This is a genomic window from Pseudoxanthomonas sp. CF125 (assembly GCF_900104085.1).
Lineage (GTDB): Bacteria > Pseudomonadota > Gammaproteobacteria > Xanthomonadales > Xanthomonadaceae > Pseudoxanthomonas_A.
In genome coordinates this window covers 792,089-810,623 of record NZ_FNLD01000002.1, presented here as the reverse complement: position 1 = coordinate 810,623, position 18,535 = coordinate 792,089, and the positions used below count along the sequence as shown (strand labels likewise).

The window sequence follows — 18,535 nt, the reverse complement described above, 5'->3', positions numbered from 1 at the left end:
GCAATCAGGCAATGCTGCCGACCCACGCATAGAATCGCTCCGCAGCATCATTCTCGTCACTGTTCAGGAGCAGGTGCGGACTCAGAGGGCGGTGCGGATGGTTCTTCCTCTTTCTTGTCCAACCCGAACCAGCTGCGCCAGCCGCCTTCTTCCTCACCCGTTTCATCGGGCACCGGTTCGACCACGCACGCCGCATACGCCGGAGCGAAACCTGCCACGAAAGGAATCTGCCGCGCACCGGGGCAACTGGCGTCGGTGGTGTTGGTGCCGGCCACCCATTGCCAATCCAATCCCTTGCCGGAAACTTTCAGCGGCGCGCTGGGCAAACGCGAGAAAATGCCCGACCACACCCGCATCGCGCCGGTGGCGCCGTACAGGCCGGTCTGCTCGTTCTGGTCGTTGCCCATCCACACCACCGCCAGATGGTCGCCGGTGTAGCCGGCGTACCAGCTGTCGCGGCCATCGTTGCTGGTGCCGGTCTTGCCCGCCGATTGCAGACGGCCCAGGCCGTCGCCCAGCAGCTGGCGGCCGGTGCCGTTGCTGACCACCTGCTGCAAAGCGATGCTGATCAGGTGCGCGGCGATGGAATCGCCTTCCTGCGCCGGCGCCGGCGTCTTGTCGTAGCGCTTGAGCAGTTTCCCGTTCGGATCCAGCACGCCGCGCACCGCATGCAGCGGCTGGATTTCGCCACCGGATGCCAGGAACTGGTACAACTGCGCCATCGCATACGGGCTCTGGTCGGTCGCGCCCAGGATCAGTGCGGGATTCGGTTCGGCCTTGATGCCGGCCAGCACGCGGATCAGGCCGGAAAGGCGCTCCGGATCCACCTTCATGCCGATGCGCACGGTGGCCTGGTTGTACGAATGGGCCAGCGCATCGACCAGCCGCACGGTGCCGTGGCTGCGGTTGTCGGAATTGCCGGGCGTCCAACGCCTGCCCTTGCCCAGTTGCACGGTGACCGGTGAATCGTCGACGTAACTGGCCAGCGAATAGTTGTCCGGCTGCGCCAGCGCCAGCAGATACACGAACGGCTTTAGCAGCGAGCCCACCGGCCGCTGCGCTTCCACCGCGCGATTGAAGCCGGGCTGCGACACGTTACGGCTGCCGACCACCGCCAGCACATCGCCGTCGTGCACGTCGGTCAGCACCAGGCCGGCTTGCAACGGTGGACGCCGCTTGTTTTCCACCGATTTGAGCGTGCGCGCCACCGCGCCCTCCGCGTAGGCCTGCGCTGAAGGCGACATGCCGGTGAGCACGCTCAGGCCGGCGCCCTGCAGCGCGCTTTCCGGATAGTCGCGCGCCAGTTGCCGGCGCACCAGATCCACATAGGCGGGGAAACGGTTGGCGGCGGCCATGCCCGGGGTCTTGGTGACGCCCAGCGGCGCGGCCAGGGCGCGTTTCCATTCGTCGTCCTTGATCAGGCCGGTTTCGTGCAGCTTGTTCAAGGCCAGATTGCGGCGATCCAGCGCGCGCTCGGGATTGCGACGCGGGTCGTAGTAGGAAGGTCCCTTGACGATGCCGATCAGCAAGGCGATCTGTTCGGTGGTCAGCGAATCCAGTTCCCGCCCGAACCAGAATTCCGAAGCGGCGGCAACGCCGTGGATTGCCTGGCTGCCCCGCTGTCCCATGTAGACCTGGTTCATGTACGCCTCCAGGATGGTGCGCTTGTCGTAGCGCGCCTCCAGGATCAGGGCGAACAGGATCTCGTTGAACTTGCGGCGCACGGTGACTTCCTTGCCGATGCCCAGCAGGCCGCTGCGCGCCAGCTGCTGGGTCAGCGTGCTGGCGCCCTGCTTGCTCTCGCCGCCGGAACGCACGGCGACCCACAGCGCGCGGACCATGCCGCTGAGGTCGATGCCGTGATGGGTGCTGAAATCGCGGTCTTCCACCGCCTGCAACCCGGTCACCAGCAGTTCCGGCACCTCTTCCAGGCGCACCAGGCGGCGTTCTTCCTGCTTCTGGCCGTACAAGGTGGCGATGCGGGCCGGGTCGAGTCTTGCGACCTTCAGGCTCTGCTTGCGGACCGGATCGCGGACGCTGGCCACGCGCCCGCCGGACAGCGACACCTGCACCCTGCGTGCGGGCACCTTGACGTCCACATCGGTGTAGCCGCGGCTGGAAATGGTGAAGCGGCCGCCTTCGCGCGCATAGGTTCCCAGGCGCTCGCCGACGCCGTCGTCGCGATAGGACGCTGCATCCAGCTCGGTCTTCAGGGTCTGCGCATCCATCGCCACGCCGGGCGCCAATTGCAGCGGGCGCGCATACACACGGGTCGGAATCTGCCACTGCAGCGCGCCAAAGCGCTGGCTGACCTGATGGTTCAGGTACAGCGTATAGGGAATCAGGAAGCCGAGCCCCAGCCCCAGCGCTGCCAGTGCCCAGGTGACCAGTCGCTGACGCCAGGGATGGGCGTCGTCGAGTTCGTCTTGATCGTCGTCTTGGTCGTCGTAGTCGTAGCGCGGCACAGGGATGCGACAATATGGATTCCGGCGAGTCTAGCGCAGCCCGCCGCGCTGCGACGGGCCGGAGCACCCTTTCGCTCAGCTGGAGTTGCACCGGAATGTCGATTTCCCTGGCCGATGTGCGCTTCCAATGGCAACGCGCGCTGGGGCTGATCCGCCGTGGCATGGCCAGCCTGCGCATGCGCGGCTGGCAGGCCACCTGGCAGCGGGTGCGGCGCCAATTGCGCCGCGCGCCGGCCTCCCAGCGGGCGAAGCTCTATTTTCCCGCCGAGGCGCCGTTCGCTCCGTTCACCGTTCCCGACAGCGACAAACCGCGCGCCAGCATCGTGGTGCCGGTCTACAACCAAGTCGCGCACACCCTGACCTGCCTGCGCGCGCTGGCCGGACATCCGCCGCTGGCCGCTTGCGAGATCCTGGTCGTCGATGACGGCTCCAGCGACCAGACCCAGGAGTGGATGGCGCAGGTGGCGGGTCTGCATTTCCACCGCCGCGCGCACAACGGCGGTTTCATCGCCGCCTGCAACGACGGCGCCGCGCGTGCGCGCGGCGAGGTGCTGGTGTTCCTCAACAACGACACCGTGCCCCAGCCCGGCTGGCTGGACGCGTTGCTGGATACCTTCGACGCCCTGCCCGATGTGGGTTTGGTCGGGGCGCAGCTGATATATCCGGACGGGCGACTGCAGGAGGCCGGCGGCGTGGTGTTCTCCGATGGTTCGGCCTGGAACTACGGGCGTTTCGAATCGCCCGAAGATCCGCGCTACGCCAGCCTGCGCGACGCCGACTATTGCTCGGGGGCGGCCATCGCGATTCCGCGTGCTTTGTTCGAATCGTTGAACGGCTTCGATACGCGCTATGCGCCCGCCTACTACGAAGACACCGATCTTGCGTTTTCGGTGCGCGCAGCCGGGAAACGTGTGCTCTACCAGCCTGCGTCGCGCGTGGTTCATCTGGAAGGCATCACCTCCGGCACCGACCTCAATCAAGGCCCCAAGGCCTATCAGGTGCGCAACCGGGAGTTGTTCGAACGCAAATGGCGCGATGCGCTTTCGGCCTTTCCCGCGCCGGGCGTGTCGCCGACGCCGACGCCGGCGACGGCGCATGCGCATCAGCGGCAGATCCTGATCGTCGACGAGGCTGTCCCGCAGCCCGACCGCGATTCGGCGTCGCTGCGCTTGTTCAACCTGATCAAAATGCTGTGCCACGAAAACGCTCACGTGGTTTTCCTGGCCACCGAACACGCACCGCCGCCGCAGGCGCTGGCTGCCTTGCAGGCCTTGGGCGTGGAAGTCTGGTACCCGCCGTTCTCGCAAAGCCCGCCGGCCTGGCTGTCGTCGCACGGACCGCGTTTTTCGGTGGTGCTGGCTTGCCGCTACCATCTGGCCGAGAAGATCCTGCCGCTAACCAGGAAGCACGCACCGCAAGCGCGCTTCGTGCTGGATACCATCGACCTGCACTACCTGCGCGAGTCGCGCGCCGCCGAACTGGCTGGCAATGCAGCGTTGGCCAAGGCGGCGTTGCAAACCCGGCAACGCGAGCTTTCGGTGGTTGCGGCCGCGGACACCACCTTGGTGGTAAGTGGAACCGAACGCGAAGTACTCACCAAGGACGCCCCCGCCAGCAAGGTGGAAGTGCTTTCCAACCTGCATGAAGTGGCCGGACCCGGCTTGCCGTTCGCGCAACGGCGCGATCTTGTTTTCGTGGGCGGATTCCGCCATACGCCCAATGTCGATGCGGTGCGCTGGTTCGTGCAGGACGTTTTTCCTCTGCTGCGCCCACGCCTGCCCGATGCGGTGTTCCATTGCATCGGCGGCGATGTTCCCGATTCGATCTCTGCGCTGGCGCAGGAAGGCGTTGTCATCCACGGTCACATGCCCAGCCTGGAAGCGGCCATGAACGGCATGCGCGTGGCAGTCGCGCCGCTGCGCTTCGGTGCAGGAGTCAAGGGCAAGGTCAACCTGAGCATGGCCCATGGGCAGCCGGTGGTGGCCACGCTGTGCGCGGTGGAAGGAATGCATCTGCAGGATGGAGTCGACGTGCTGGTCGCCGACGACGCGCGGGCTTTCGCCGACGCGGTGGTGCGGTTGTATTCGGACGAGGCACTGTGGAACCGGCTGGCGCGGAACGGGCTGGAAAATGTCGCGCGCCATTTCTCGCTGGATGCGGCGCGCGAAACAGTGCGCAAGATTTTCCTGTAGGTCGGGGCTACGCCCCCGACACCCGTAGTCCCCGATCGCGCGATGCCGTCGGGGCGTAGCCCCGACCTACTGGCCGGTTTGGGCGCGGCGTACCCGTGCAGCGAATTCAGCCAATCCCGGCGCATTCGCGTCCAAACCACGCGCTTCCTGCAGCGCCTGCGCGGCGAATTCGACATCACCCGATCCCAAGCGCTCGTCGCCTACCGCGATCCACTTTAAGGACAAGCGCCGACGCGCATCGGCCAGACCCGCATCACGGGTCTCCAGGGTCTGCCAGGCGTCGTAACAGGCGCGTGCGCGGCGTACGCGGTTGGCGCGCAGTTCGTCCTCGAAACACGCGCGCGTGGCCAGCACCACGCGTGCGGCCGCGCGCTTGACCGCCGCATCGTCCGGCGCGAGCGCCTGCGCGGCGCGCAGCTTGTCGTAGGCGCTTTCGCCGGGAGGAGCGATCCATTCGCCCCGCGCAGCGGCCTGCTCCACTGCCGCTAGTAAACTCTCCGTGCGCCGTTTCCTTTCCCGCAGCGGCAGCGTGGAACCCAGCCGCGATTGCGATTGCCGCGCGCGCGCCAGGGCCTGCTCCGCTTCCCTGACTACGCTGGCGCGCGGGCTGAGTTCGCGGGCCAGCCGCAACGAAGCCTGGGCGGCGGCGAAGTCGAAATCCGAAGCTTCCCGCGCCGATCGCTGCGCATAAGCCACGGCAATCCGCTCGATGCCTTGTTGCGCGTCCGCATCGGCGGGCGAAGCGGCCAGCACCAGCCGGTAGCCCGTCAGCGCCTGCTCCAGCCGCAGCCGGCGCAGATCGCCGTCGGCGTCGCGGCGGCGCGCTTCCACGGCGCGTGCAAGCTGCGCCTGTGCGTCGGGCAAGTCCACGTGGCCGGCATCGTATTCGCGCGTTTGTTCGATCAGTGCGGACCCTTTCGCAAGATCGTCCGCAGCGATCGCCAGCCGCGCCTGTTGCAGCAATTCGGACAACGCGTCCTCGCGGCCCTCCAGTGCGGTGGTATGGGTCGGCTGCAGCGCCAGCACGCGCTGGTACAGCGGCAGTGCGGTTTCCAGCGCGCCGCTGGTCCTGGCGCTGCCGGCCTGCCGCATCAGCTCATCCAGCCCCGCATGCGCGACTTCGCGCTGCCGCAATTGATCGGCCACGGCGTCTGCATCCGCGCGCGGCACCTGCAGCTCGCGCGCCAGGGCAAGAGACTGGCGCGCCTGTTCGAAACGGTTGTCGCGTACATACCCGCGCGCTTGCGCGACGGCGGCTTGCGCGACCCGCGCCAGGCCGTCGCGGGCCTCGCTGCGGTCCGAGTCCAGCGCCTGCGCCGCTTCGAAACGCTGGCGGGCGCCGGTGCCGTCGATCGCGCTCAACCTGCCCTGTTTTAAAGCCAGCTCGGCGTCGTCCAGCAAGCGCTGCACGCGCATATCGGGCCAGATCAAGTCGGCCAGGGGTTGCCTGAAGGCCACGACCGCCAGCACCAGCAGCACAATTACCGCTGCCACCCAGCGCCACCAGCCGCGGCTCCGCCAAATGGGCGCCGCCGGTTTTGCGGTGGGACGACGGAACTCGACTTCCTGCAGCCAGTCGGCTACCGGTTCGATCTTGCCGCGCGGCGGATTGTCGGAGTCGCGGGTCACCGCCGCAGCATACCCAGTCAGGCTGAACGTCGCGCTTCTTCGACCCCGGGCAACGCATCCAGCTTGCCCAGCAGCATGGAAAGCTGGCCGTAGTCGGCGACCTTCAGGCGCAGACGCAGCGCCACCTGGCCGCTGCCGCGCACGTTGTCGCTCTGGATATCGGTGACATTGGCGTCTTCCTGCGCGATCAGCGTGGTGATGTCCTTGAGCAGGCCTTTGCGGTCCAGCGCACGGATCTGCACGTCGACTTCGTAACCGCCGCCGGCCACGCCCCATTCCACCGGCAACACCCGCTGCGGACTGCTCGCCGCCAGGCGCAGCAGCGACGGGCAGTTGGCGCGATGCACGGTGACCCCGCGTCCGCGGGTCAGATAGCCGGCGATGGGCTCGCCCGGCACCGGCTGGCAGCAACGCGCAAGCTGCACCAGCAGATTGCCCACGCCCTGCACGGTGAACTTGGACTTCGAAGGCGTAGGCGCGCGTTTGGGCGGGCGCCGAATCGCGGGCGCCATTGCCGGCTCGCTGGTGGCGCGCTGTTCCTCGTGCAGCGCGCGGCCGATCTGGCTGGGGCCGACGTCGCCCAAGGCGATCTGGATATACAGGTCATCGATGCTTTCGGCATGGAACTTCTTCGCCATCGGCGCAAGATCGGCGTGATGCAGCCCCAGCCGCTTGAGCTCGCGCTCCAGCACTTCGCGACCGGCCTGGATGTTCCGTGCGCGGTCCAACTTGTGGAACCAGGCGCGGACTTTGTCGCGCGCCCGGCCGCTGGCCAGGAATGCGTTGGCGGCCAGCAGCCAGTCGCGGCGCGGTTCGCCGGTTTTGGCGGTCATGATCTCCACGCGGTCGCCGCTGCGCAGCTGGTGGTTGAGCGGCACGATGCGGCCATTGACTTTGGCGCCGCGCGTGCGGTGTCCGACCATGGTGTGCACGTGGTAGGCGAAGTCGAGCACGGTGCCCCCGTGCGGCAGATCGATGACCTCGCCCTTGGGCGTCAGCGTGTAGATGCGCTCTTCGGCGAGCTGGGCATCGAGTTCGCCGGCCAGGCCTTCGGCTTCGTCGCGCCCGCTTTCGCCGCTCTGCTCCAGCAGTTGCCGCATCCAGGCGATCTTGCGATCGAAGGCCTTGTCGCCGCCCTTGCCTTCCTTGTAGCGCCAATGCGCGGCTACGCCCAGTTCGGCCTGCGCATGCATCTCGTGGGTGCGGATCTGCACTTCCAGCGTGCGCCCTTCCGGACCGATCACCGCGGTATGCAGCGAACGGTAATCGTTGGGCTTGGGCCGTGCGATGTAATCGTCGAATTCGCTGGGCACAGGCAGCCACAACGCATGCACTACACCCAGTGCGGCATAGCAGGCGGCCACGTCCTCCACCGCCACGCGGACCGCACGCAGGTCGTAAAGCTCGTCCATCGACACCTGCTTCTTCTGCATTTTCCGCCAGATGCTGTAGATATGTTTCGGCCGTCCGCTGATCTCCGCGGCGATGCCCTGTTCGGCCAGCGCCGCGCGCAGCGTGGTCTTCACACCCTCTATGTAGCGTTCGCGGCCGGCGCGCTTTTCGTCCAGCTGCTGGACAAGCTGGCGGTAGGTTTCCGGTTCCAGGTAGCGGAAGGCCAGATCTTCCAGCTCCCACTTCAACTGCCAGATGCCAAGGCGGTTGGCCAAAGGCGCGTGGATGTCGCGGGTCAGCTGCGCCAGCAGGCGCTTGTCGGCGGCAGGCAGTTTTCCGGCGGCCCGCATTCGCGCCAGCTGCCGGGCCAGCAGGATAGGCACCACCCGCAGATCGTGGACGATGGAAAGCAGCAGCCGGCGCAGGCCTTCGCTGTTGCCGGCGACCGTACGTTCGGCATGCAGTGCCCAGACCTGCGCCGCCGCATTCTGTCCGTCCAGCAGGCCCGCGATGCCGGGCTGTTTGGCCAGCTGCGTTTTCAGGCCTGCTTGCAAGCCGGGGATGCCGAACAGCAAAGCCGCGACCAGTACGTCGCCTTCCGCCGACAGGCCGGCCAATGCCTCGAGCGTATCGGTCAGCACGGGCCAGGCATCGGGCATGCCCGATTCCAGATTGGGCAGCAGCGCGGCATCGGCGAGGGTGGCCCGCATTTCCGGGGCCAATCCGTCGGCTGAACGGGACTGCAGCCAGGTTTGCAGCGGTGCGGAAGTCACGGCGATCAGGGTGATGGTTTTGCGGAAGATATGACTACACTAGCCGCCTTGCGCCCGGAGGAGAACACCCGCATGAAAGCCGCCATGAAAGCTCACTTGAAATCGCTTCGCATCCCTTTGGTACTGATGGCGCTCGCATTTGCGCCTCTGGCCTGGGCCCAGCAATCGCCGCCATTGACGGCCAATGTCGAGCAGCAGATGAGCGCCGAGCAGTTCAAGGCCGCCGGGCTGGACAAGCTGAGTCCGCAGGAACTGGCCGCGCTCAATGCGTGGCTGCAGCACAAAGTGACGCAGGAAACGACGAAGGCGGTCGAGACGGCGAAGGAAGAAGGCCGCAAGGAAGTGGTGGCGAAGAGCCGCGGCTTCTTCGATTTCGGAACCGCCGAGCCCATCGAGAGCAACATCGTCGGTGAGTTCAAGGGCTTTTCCGACGGCAAGAAATACACTCTGGCCAATGGCCAGGTGTGGGAACAGATCGAACCGGCCACGCTCCCCGGCGTGCGCAAGACCGATCCCAAAGTCTCGATCAAGCCAGGCATCTTCAACAGCTGGTACATGAAGATAGACGGCTACAACACCGCCGCCAAAGTCCGCCGCATAAAGTAACGCGCCCAGCCGCAGGTCGGGGCTACGCCCCCGACCCAAGCGGCATCCGGGCGCGCGGGCATCGCATGCGTCGGGGGCGTAGCCCCGACCTACTCAGCTGAGCGCTGCTATCCGCTGGGCGATCTTCTTCGGCGAAATCCCCGCGCGTGCGCCCAGCTCTTGCGCGAACAGCGACACGCGCAGCTCCTCCAGATCCCAGCGCAACGATTGCCAGGCCGGATCCGACTGGCGCCCGCGCGCGGCGGCTTGGTCGAGCGCTTCCAGGAACGGCCGCAATTCCAGCATCCGCGCCTGGTCGCGGCTGGGATCGCGCAATGCACGTTCCGCGCGCAGCCGCATGGCTTTCAGGTAGCGCGGAAATTGCGCCAGCGCGTCGGCGGGAGTGTCGCGCAGGAAACCGGGATGCACCAACGACGCCAGTTGGCCGCGCAGGTCGTCCAGGTTGCCGCTGGCCCAGCCCATCAGCTTGGATTCGAGCTGCGGCTTGAGTTCGGCCACGGCGGAAAGGATGGCCTCGGCCAGTTTCAGGCGCTCCATGGCTTCGGCGAACAGCTTGCGCGCAGCGTCCTCGCTGCGGCGCTCAAAAGCCTCGCGGTCACGAATGTCGCCTAGTCCCTCGGCCAGCACCGCATTGAGCGCGGCTTCCACCAGATCGCCACGCAGGCGTTCCTGTGATTCGATCGCCGCATACAGCAGCCCGGTCTTGGGCGACACCGGCAATTGCTTGCGCGCCTGCTTGACCTTGTCGGCCAAGGCGATGTCCAGCAACCGGCGCACGCCTTGCGGATGCGCGATCGCCGCCTCGGCCCGGTCGGCAAAGACGCGTAGCGCCACGCTCTCACCCTCGTCCACCAGTGCCGGATAGGCCGGCACGCCCACTTCGCCCGGCACCTGCAACGGAATCGGCGCGGAGGGGAATTCGCGCAGCCCCTGCGCTGCCATCTCGCGACCGGCGCGCGCGGCGAACGCATGCCCGGCACGTTCTCCGAAGCGCATGCGCAGATCGTCCAGGTCGCGCGACTCGGCCAGCACCTTGCCGTCTTCCGCACGCAAGCGCAGGTTCATCCGCAAATGCGGTTCCAGCGCAGCGTCGTCGAAATCCAGCGCGGCCACGGCAGCGCCCGTGGCGCGGGTGAGGAAGCGCGCCAGTTCGCCACGGATGTCGTCGGCGCCTGATTTCGGAAACGCCTCGGCGAAGGCCCGGCCGAAATCGGGCGCGGGCACGTAATTGCGCCGCATCGCCTTGGGCAGGCTGCGGATAAGGCCGGCGGCCTTGTCGGCGATGAAGCCCGGAGCCAGCCATGACAGGCGCGAGGCATCCAGTGCGTTGAGCAGATGCACAGGCACTTCCAGGGTCACCCCATCGTCCACGGCGCCCGGCTCGAACTTGTAATGCAGCGGCAAACGCGCGTCGCCAAGTGGGAAATATTTCGGGAAACGGTCTTCTTCGCTGCCTTCGCCCGGCAACAGGTCGGCCAGCGACCAGTACAGCGCGCGGCGCGCTTCCGGCGCCAGCGTCCTGTACCAGGCATCCAGCCCGGCGGCGGAATGCAGATCGGCGGGAATACGGTCCAGGTACCAGCGCGCTTGCCAATCCTCGTCGGCGACGATGCCGGCGCGGCGCAGCTTGGCTTCTTCTTCGCGCGCCTGTTCCAGCGTCTTCAGATTGTCGGCGACGAAACCGGCGCGGGTGTTGATCTCGCCGGTGACCAAGCCCTGGCGCACGAAGATGTCGTGCGCCTCGACCGGCGCGATGCGGCCGTAGTGCACCGGCTTCTTCGGCGCCAGCACCAGCCCGAACAAGCTGATCTGCTCCGATGCGAGCACATGGCCCTGCGCGCGCGACCAGTGCGGGTCGAAATGCTTGCGCGCCAGCAGATGCGGCAGCTCGGCGATCACCCAGTCCGGTTCGATGGCGGCATTGGTCATGCCCCACACCCGCGCGGTGTCGAGCAAGGTCGCGCTCAACACCCATGCCGGAGGCTTTTTCGCCAGCGTGGAGCCCGGGAACAAGTGGTAGCGGCGCTGGCGGGGGGCGAGGAAATCGCCTTTCTCGGTCTTGTGGCCGATCTGGGTGGGCAGGCCGGCGAGCAAGGCACGGTGCAGCGAGACATAAGCGGCGAGACTCATGCCCTCTGCCGGCAAACCTTCGTCGCCCGCTTGTCTTCCCCCTTTGGAAAAGGGGGATTGAGGGGGATTTGCTTTTCGCGCCAAGAGCAAATCCCCCCTGCCCCCCTTTTTCAAAGGGGGGATGCCTTCGCCAACTTTCACTGAAGCGGAACCTTCGTTGAGTTCCCATCCCAGTTCGGCGCACATCAGCAGCAATTGCCGGTGCAGCTCGCGCCACTCGCGCATGCGCAGGAAGCCCAGGAAGTGGCGCTCGCACCAATCGCGCAGCTTCGATTGGGTCAGCTCTTCGTGGGCATCACGATAGGCCTGCCACAGTTTGAGGATGCCGACGAATTCGGATCTGGAGTCGGCGAATTTCGCGTGCGCGTTGTCGGCGGCCTCGCGTGCTTCGGGCGGACGCTCGCGCGGGTCCTGGATGCCCAGGAACGAGGCGATGACCGTCATCTCCCGCAACGACGCATTGCCGTGCGCGGCCACCAGCATGCGCGCCAGCTTCACATCGACCGGCAGGCGCGCCATCTGCTTGCCGATGGCGGTGAGTTTTCTGTCTTTATCGACCGCGCCCAGTTCGCCCAGCTGCTGCCAGCCGTCGGCGATGGCGCGCTCGTCAGGCGGTTCCAGGAACGGGAAGTCCTCGATGCGCCCCAACCCCAGCGACAGCATGCGCAAGATCACCCCGGCCAGGCTGGAGCGGCGGATCTCCGGATCGGTGAACTCGGGGCGCGATTGGAAATCGGCTTCCGCATACAGGCGGTAGCAGATGCCGTCGGAAATGCGGCCGCAACGTCCCTTGCGCTGGTTGGCGCTGGCCTGCGACACCGGTTCGATATGCAGGCGGTCGAGTTTCTGCCGCGGGCTGTAGCGCTTGACGCGCGCGTAGCCGGGATCGACCACGTACTTGATGCGCGGCACGGTGAGCGAGGTTTCCGCGACGTTCGTCGCCAGCACCAGGCGGCGCTTGGTTCCGGGATTGAAGACCTTGTCCTGGTCGCGCGCCGACAGCCGCGCGTACAGCGGGGTCACTTCGGTCTCGCGGTATTTGCGTCGCTCCAGCGCCTGGTGCGCGTCGCGGATCTCGCGTTCGCCGGGCAGGAACATCAGCACGTCGCCACGCGGGTCCTGGCGGGTGATCTCGTCGATGGCGGCCACGATGGCGTCGTTGACGGTGAGGGTGGGACTGGGGATTCGGGATTCGGGATTCGCAGCAGCAGCGGGTCGTGATACCGATGGCGTCCGACGATCCGCTTCTACGAATCCCGAATCCCGAATCCCCAATCCCATCTCTTCCAAAGGCCGGTAACGCACTTCCACCGGAAACGTGCGGCCCTCCACGTCGATCACTGGCGCGTTGTCGAAGTGGCGCGCGAAGCGTTCGGTATCGATGGTGGCCGAGGTCACGATGACCTTGAGGTCGCGGCGCTTGCGCAACAGCTGCTTGAGGAAACCGAGCAGGAAATCGATATTGAGGCTGCGCTCGTGCGCCTCGTCGACGATGATGGTGTCGTAGGCCGAGAGCCAGCGGTCCGAAGCGATCTCGGCCAGCAGGATGCCGTCGGTCATGAACTTGATGCGGGTGTCGTCTCCGACTTGGTCGTTGAAACGCACCTGGAAGCCGACCGCGCCGCCGACCGGGGTCTTGAGCTCCTCGGCCACGCGCCGCGCCACCGCGCGCGCCGCGATCCGGCGCGGCTGGGTGCAGCCGATCATGCCGGCCACGCCGCGGCCGGCCGCCAGGCACAGCTTGGGCAGCTGGGTGGTCTTGCCGGAGCCGGTTTCGCCTGCGATCACCACCACCGGATGGGCGCGGATCAGTTCGACGATCTTTTCGGCTTCGCGCGCGATCGGCAGCGCTTCGTCCAGCGTCATCGCAGGCGCGGAGGCGGCACGGGCGGCGATCTTGGCGCTGGAAAGCGCCAACGCCTGTTCGAACGCGGCGCGGGCGGCCGGGTCGGCGGGTTTGGCCTGCCAGCGCGACCACAGGCCGTGCAATCGCCCACGGTCGCGGGTCAGCGCTCCGTCTATGGCACGGCGCGCGGCAGGCAGGTCCTTGTTTTCGGCTTCGGAAGCACCCATCGATCAGTGGCAGTGAATCTTTTGATTACACAACATGCGTTACCTTGTTTATTGTCGCCTATCCCACCTTAAGGAGCGCCCCGCATGGCCAAGACCAAGAGCAGCAAGCCCAAAAGCAGCAAGCCGGACAAGAGCAAGGCGCCGGCGACCTCACCCGCCGCGGCCCGATTGGCCGCCGCCGCGCCTACCGCGCCCAACATCGATATCGGGATCGGCAGCGGCGATCGCAAGAAGATCGCCGACGGTCTTTCCGGGTTCCTCGCCGACAGCTACACGCTGTACCTGAAGACCCACAACTTCCACTGGAACGTCACCGGCCCGATGTTCAACTCGCTGCACACGATGTTCGAGACCCAGTACACCGAGCAGTGGACGGCGCTGGACGAAGTGGCCGAACGCATCCGCGCGCTCGGCTACAACGCGCCCGGCTCGTACCGCGAATTCGTCGCCCTGTCCTCCATTCCCGAGGAACCCGGCCTGACCCATAGCGCCGATTGGCACGAAATGGTGCGCCAGCTGGTGGTCGGCAACGAAGCCGTATGCCGCACCGCGCGCAAGGTGCTCAAGACCGCCGACAGCGCTGGCGACGACCCGTCCGTGGACCTGCTGACCCAGCGCCTGCAGACCCATGAGAAGTACGCCTGGATGCTGCGTTCGCTGCTGCAGTAACTCCCTCCCGCGCTTTTTCCAAACGGGTGTGGGACCCCCTCTCCCTTGATGGGAGAGGGTGGCCGAAGGCCGGGAGAGGGTGCGCCGGAGCCTTCAGCACCAACAGATAAGGCGTGTATTGAACGATGAGGTCCAAAAGCACGCGCTGCGCTCGCGCACCCGTCTCCTGCCCTCCGGGCATCCTCTCAGCCTTGCACACCCTTCGGGCGCCACAAGGGGAGAGGAGAAAAGCTAGCGGCGCGCGTGGTCTTCTTCACTGCGTTCTCTGCGAATGCGACCGCACTACTTCAAAATATTGCCCCGAATACGGAAAACCCTTACCGGAACAATCGGCCAAGCCTTAGCACCGTCTCCGGCATACCCGGAATGCGGGGCTTGACCCCGCTGTTAACCTAGACCCATGCAGGAATCCCCACAGCAACTGTTGCACCGCATTTTCGGCCACGCCGATTTCCGTGGCCCGCAGCAAGCCATCATCGAGCACATCACCGCCGGCGGCGACGCCTTGGTGCTGATGCCCACCGGCGGCGGCAAGTCGCTGTGCTACCAGGTGCCGGCGCTGCTGCGCACGGGCGTGGGCGTGGTGATTTCGCCGTTGATCGCACTGATGCAGGACCAGGTGGAGGCGCTGCGCCAGGTCGGTGTGCGCGCCGAGTTCCTCAACTCCACCCTGGATGGCGAATCCGCCGCGCGTGTGGAGCGTGCGCTACTGGTCGGCGAGCTGGACCTGCTGTACGTCGCCCCGGAACGCCTGCTGACGCCACGCTTCCTGTCGCTGCTGGACCGCTCCCCCATCGCCCTGTTCGCCATCGACGAAGCGCATTGCGTCTCGCAATGGGGCCACGATTTCCGCCGCGAATACCGCGAGCTCACCGTCCTGCACGAGCGCTGGCCGCAAGTGCCGCGGATCGCGCTGACCGCCACCGCCGACCCGCCCACCCAGCGCGAAATCGCCGAGCGCCTGCAGCTGGACGAAGCGCAATGGTTCGTCAGCTCCTTCGACCGCCCCAACATCCGCTACAACGTGGTGCAGAAGGAGAACGGCAAGCGCCAGCTGCTGGAGTTCCTGGACGCGCATCGCGGCGAGGCCGGCATTGTCTATTGCCTGTCGCGGCGCAAGGTCGACCAGACCGCCGAGGCCCTGGCCGAGCTGGGCTTCAAGGCCCTGCCCTATCACGCCGGTCTGGATGCGGAAGTGCGCGCCGCCAACCAGCGCCGCTTCCTGCGCGAGGAAGGCGTGGTGATGGTGGCCACGATTGCTTTCGGCATGGGCATCGACAAACCGGATGTGCGCTTCGTCGCGCACATGGACCTGCCCAAATCGCTGGAAGGCTATTACCAGGAAACCGGCCGCGCCGGCCGCGACGGCGAACCCGCCGAAGCCTGGCTCTGTTACGGACTTGGCGACATGGTGCTGCTGAAGCAGATGATCGAGCAGTCCGAGGCCGGCGAGGAACGCAAGCAGCTGGAACGCCGCAAGCTGGATCAGTTGCTGGGCTATTGCGAATCCATGCAGTGCCGGCGCCAGGTGCTGCTGGCGGGATTCGGCGAAACCTATCCGAACCCCTGCGGCAATTGCGACAACTGCCTGCAGCCTGCCGCCAGTTGGGATGCGACGCTGGCCGCGCAAAAGGCATTGAGCTGCGTCTACCGCACCGGCCAGCGCTTCGGCGTGGTGCACCTGATCGAGGTGCTGCGCGGCGGCGAGGGCGAACGCATCCAGCAGTTCGGCCACGACAAGCTCAGCACCTACGGCATCGGCAAGGACCTGGATGCGAAATCGTGGCGCGGCGTGTTCCGGCAACTGGTCGCCGCGGGACTGCTGGAAGTCGACGCCGAAGCCTTCGGCGGTCTGCGCCTGACCGATTCGAGCCGTGCGGTCCTCACCGGCAAGCAGGCGGTCGTACTGCGCAAGGAACTGCCGGGGAAGAAACCGCGCGAACGCGATCGCGGCCCACGCACTGGCGTTGCCGTGCAGGCGCAGGATTTGCCCTTGTTCGGCGCTTTGCGCGAACTGCGCGCGCAACTGGCGCGCGAACAGAACGTGCCGGCCTACGTCATCTTCCACGACAGCACGCTGCGCAACATCGCCGAACAGCGCCCCGGCAGCCTGGGCGAACTGGCGCAAGTCGGCGGCATCGGCGGGACCAAACTCGAGCGTTATGGCCCGCAAGTACTGGAAACCATCCGCGCGCAGGGTTAGGCCGGGCCATGGATCGGCACCCGTCAATCCCGGCCCGCTGATGCCCTCAACCCCCAGAAAAAACGGACTTTCAAGCCACCCATCGAAGACTCGCCGAGCTCCATCGTTCCGCCCATCGCTTCGATCAGTTCGCGGGCGATGGATAGACCGAACCCGTATCCGCTACCCGATTCGTCCAGCCGGCCACCACGCATCAATGCATCGTCGAAACGGTCATGGGCGATTCCCGGACCATCGTCTTCGACCGACACACTGGTCCACTCCGGACCCGCGCTGCCCGTCACCCGTACCTGACGGCGCGCGTACTTGACGGCGTTTTCCAACACCGCGCCGAGTATCTCCGACAGATCCTCGGGTCTGATCGCCAGTTGCAGGCTGGCCGGGATATCAAGCGCGAAAGCGATCTGTCCGCCCTTTTCCGTGTGTTCCAGTACCGTGGCCAGGCGTTCGACCGCGGCACGGACGAAGGTGAAGACTCCAGGAGCATGACCGGCCGCGGCGATACGCGCGCGCGCAAGCTCGGCGTCGATGGTGGCGCCGATCGCGGCGATCGCCCGGTCCATGCCATCGGCCGCCGCTTCGGCGCCGGTTTCACGGGCACGGCGGCTCTGCGCCGCCATCGCGGCCAGCGGCGTCTTCAATCCGTGCGCCAGATCGGCGGCACGGCGCCGCGCCAAATCCAGATCGCGTTCGCGGGCGTCGGCCAGGGCGTTGATGGCATCGGTCAACGGCTGGATTTCACGCAGGCTGGAATCGGGCAGGCGCGCGCTGGCACTGTCGCGCAGCGCCTCCAGTTCGCCTCGTACTTTTCCCAGCGGCTTGAGCCCCAACATCACCTGCAGCCAGGCAGCGGCGGACAGCACCAGCCATAGCACCGCCAGGAATGCAGCCAACTCGCGCCCGAACTCGGCGCGCGCGCTGGCCAGCGGACGCGTGTCCTGCGCCAGCTGTACTTGTACGGGTGATTTCGCGTCATCCAGTTGCAGACGGCGTTCGAGAATCGCCACAGGTTCGTGAAACGGCCCTTCAATTCGTCGCAAACGCCAGTCGCCGGCAGGCGTGTCCTTGGGCACCGGCAGGGCCGCATCCCATAGCGAACGGGAGCGCAGCACGCCCGCGCGCGCGGATATCTGCCAGTAATAACCGCCCGCCGGTTTCTGCAGGCGCGGATCGCGCGGCTCGGACTCCAACAAAGGGGCGCCATTGGGCGCCAGCGACAGATCGGCGACCAGTCCCAAGGCATCGCGGGTCATCTCCGCCTGCAGGCGGCGCTCCAGATGCCGTTCGAACAACAGCGTCATCAACAGCCAGGCGATCACCAGCGCCGCCAGGATCGCCGCCGTCGCGCCCAGCAGCAGACGCCAGCGCAACGAACGCGCGATCACGCGCCCGATTCCAGCAGGTATCCGAAGCCGCGCCGGGTGACTATCACATCGGCACCGAATTTTCGGCGCAAGCGCGCGACGATTGCTTCGATCGCGTTGGCATCGCCGCTTTCGCTCGCGCCGTAGAGGTGCTCGGCCAGCTCGTCGGCCGGAACCGCGCGGCCGGACTGGTGGGCGAGAAAATCGAGCAGGCGGAATTCCAGCGGCGAGAGCCGGGCGGGGGCACCGTTGAAAACCGCGGTCATGCGCGTGGTGTCCAGCCGCAACGCGCCGGTCACCACTACGTTTGACAACCGGCCCGCGCCGCGGCGCACCAGCCCGCGCAGACGCGCGACCAGCTCGCCCATTTGGAAAGGCTTGGACAGATAGTCGTCGGCGCCCGCCTCTATGCCTTCCACTTTCTCTGTCCAGTCTCCCCGCGCGGACAACACGATCACCGGGAACGCGCGTCCCGCGGAACGCCAGCGCCTCAGCACCGACAGGCCATCGAGCTTGGGTAGACCCAGATCGAGGACGGCCGCATCGTAATCCTCCACATCGCCCTGGTACCAGGCGCTCTCTCCGTCGGCGACCGCATCGACCGAGAAACCCGCCGCCTCCAGCGCGCGCTGCAGGTCGGCGCTGATATCCGGATCGTCCTCGACCACCAGGCAACGCATCAGTCGTCCTTGATCTTCAGTACGGCGCCGTTGCGCGCGTTCAAGGTGATCTTGCGGACATGGCCGGTGGGCGTGAGCACTTTCACTTCGTATTCCCAGCCTTCGTCTTCGTGCTCCAGCTCGACTTCGATCACATCGCCAGGCACGCGGCGCTGGGCCACTTCGAGGATCTGGTTCAGCGGCAGGATCTCGCCGCGCTTGAGCAGTTCGCGCGCGGCGACGTGATCGTCGTGCTTGGCCGCCAACACCACGGCGGCGGGAAACAGCGAGGCCGCGGCAACCAGGGCCAGCGGAACGAGAAGCTTGCGGGAGCGGAGGGATAGGTTCATGAGCACAGCATGCGATGGCCTTGCTGATAT

General features: G+C 66.5%; 11 protein-coding genes. 4 read left to right on the top strand and 7 right to left on the bottom strand.

The features are described from left to right. Positions 1 to 56: 56 nt before the first annotated feature. Positions 57 to 2,465 carry a penicillin-binding protein 1B gene (gene mrcB / locus BLR66_RS13030; RefSeq protein ID WP_093287273.1) on the bottom strand — a complete coding sequence of 803 codons (2,409 nt, stop codon included), beginning with the start codon at positions 2,463 to 2,465 and terminating at the stop codon, positions 57 to 59. Positions 2,466 to 2,560: 95 nt separating this feature from the next. Here mrcB and BLR66_RS13025 point away from each other — a divergent pair, with 95 nt between their 5' ends. Continuing rightward, positions 2,561 to 4,657 carry a glycosyltransferase gene (locus tag BLR66_RS13025; protein WP_093287269.1) on the top strand — a complete coding sequence of 699 codons (2,097 nt, stop codon included), beginning with the start codon at positions 2,561 to 2,563 and terminating at the stop codon, positions 4,655 to 4,657. Positions 4,658 to 4,723: 66 nt separating this feature from the next. Here BLR66_RS13025 and BLR66_RS13020 read toward each other — a convergent pair whose 3' ends face one another. Further along, the gene (locus tag BLR66_RS13020; protein ID WP_255402593.1) at positions 4,724 to 6,151 is read right to left on the bottom strand and encodes a tetratricopeptide repeat protein; all 1,428 of its coding nucleotides are present in this window, start codon (positions 6,149 to 6,151) and stop codon (positions 4,724 to 4,726) included. A 152-nt stretch (positions 6,152 to 6,303) separates the two neighbouring features. Next, the gene (locus tag BLR66_RS13015; RefSeq protein WP_255402592.1) at positions 6,304 to 8,457 is read right to left on the bottom strand and encodes a RelA/SpoT family protein; all 2,154 of its coding nucleotides are present in this window, start codon (positions 8,455 to 8,457) and stop codon (positions 6,304 to 6,306) included. A gap of 78 nt (positions 8,458 to 8,535) precedes the next feature. On the opposite strand from BLR66_RS13015, the gene BLR66_RS13010 reads away from it, so the two are divergent. Beyond that, complete coding sequence (locus tag BLR66_RS13010; RefSeq protein WP_093287922.1) at positions 8,536 to 9,057, top strand: hypothetical protein; 522 nt, start codon at positions 8,536 to 8,538, stop codon at positions 9,055 to 9,057. 93 nt (positions 9,058 to 9,150) lie between these two features. On the opposite strand, the gene hrpA is transcribed toward BLR66_RS13010, so the two are convergent. Beyond that, entirely contained in the window at positions 9,151 to 13,260 is a 4,110-nt protein-coding gene (hrpA, locus tag BLR66_RS13005; protein WP_093287264.1) for an ATP-dependent RNA helicase HrpA, read from the bottom strand. A gap of 84 nt (positions 13,261 to 13,344) precedes the next feature. Between hrpA and BLR66_RS13000 the strand changes: the two genes are divergently transcribed. Then, on the top strand, positions 13,345 to 13,929 hold the full coding sequence (locus tag BLR66_RS13000; protein WP_093287260.1) for a Dps family protein: 585 nt from the start codon (positions 13,345 to 13,347) through the stop codon (positions 13,927 to 13,929). A 400-nt stretch (positions 13,930 to 14,329) separates the two neighbouring features. Then, positions 14,330 to 16,132, top strand: a complete 1,803-nt coding sequence (gene recQ / locus BLR66_RS12995; RefSeq protein WP_093287257.1) for a DNA helicase RecQ — start codon at positions 14,330 to 14,332, stop codon at positions 16,130 to 16,132. A gap of 23 nt (positions 16,133 to 16,155) precedes the next feature. Here recQ and BLR66_RS12990 read toward each other — a convergent pair whose 3' ends face one another. Genes BLR66_RS12990 through BLR66_RS12980 form a run of 3 tightly spaced genes read right to left on the bottom strand, consistent with a single transcriptional unit; the run spans position 16,156 to position 18,505 of the window. Next, a complete protein-coding gene (locus BLR66_RS12990) occupies positions 16,156 to 17,517 on the bottom strand; it encodes a sensor histidine kinase (protein WP_255402551.1) in 1,362 nt (453 codons plus the stop codon). Beyond that, positions 17,514 to 18,176 (bottom strand): response regulator transcription factor, encoded by a 663-nt coding sequence (locus tag BLR66_RS12985; protein WP_093287253.1) that lies wholly within the window; start codon positions 18,174 to 18,176, stop codon positions 17,514 to 17,516. Before BLR66_RS12985 ends, BLR66_RS12990 begins: the two co-directional genes overlap by 4 nt. Then, positions 18,176 to 18,505 (bottom strand): PepSY domain-containing protein, encoded by a 330-nt coding sequence (locus BLR66_RS12980; RefSeq protein ID WP_093287249.1) that lies wholly within the window; start codon positions 18,503 to 18,505, stop codon positions 18,176 to 18,178. The genes BLR66_RS12985 and BLR66_RS12980 overlap by 1 nt, the downstream gene beginning before the upstream one ends. Between the last annotated feature and the right edge of the window lie 30 nt (positions 18,506 to 18,535).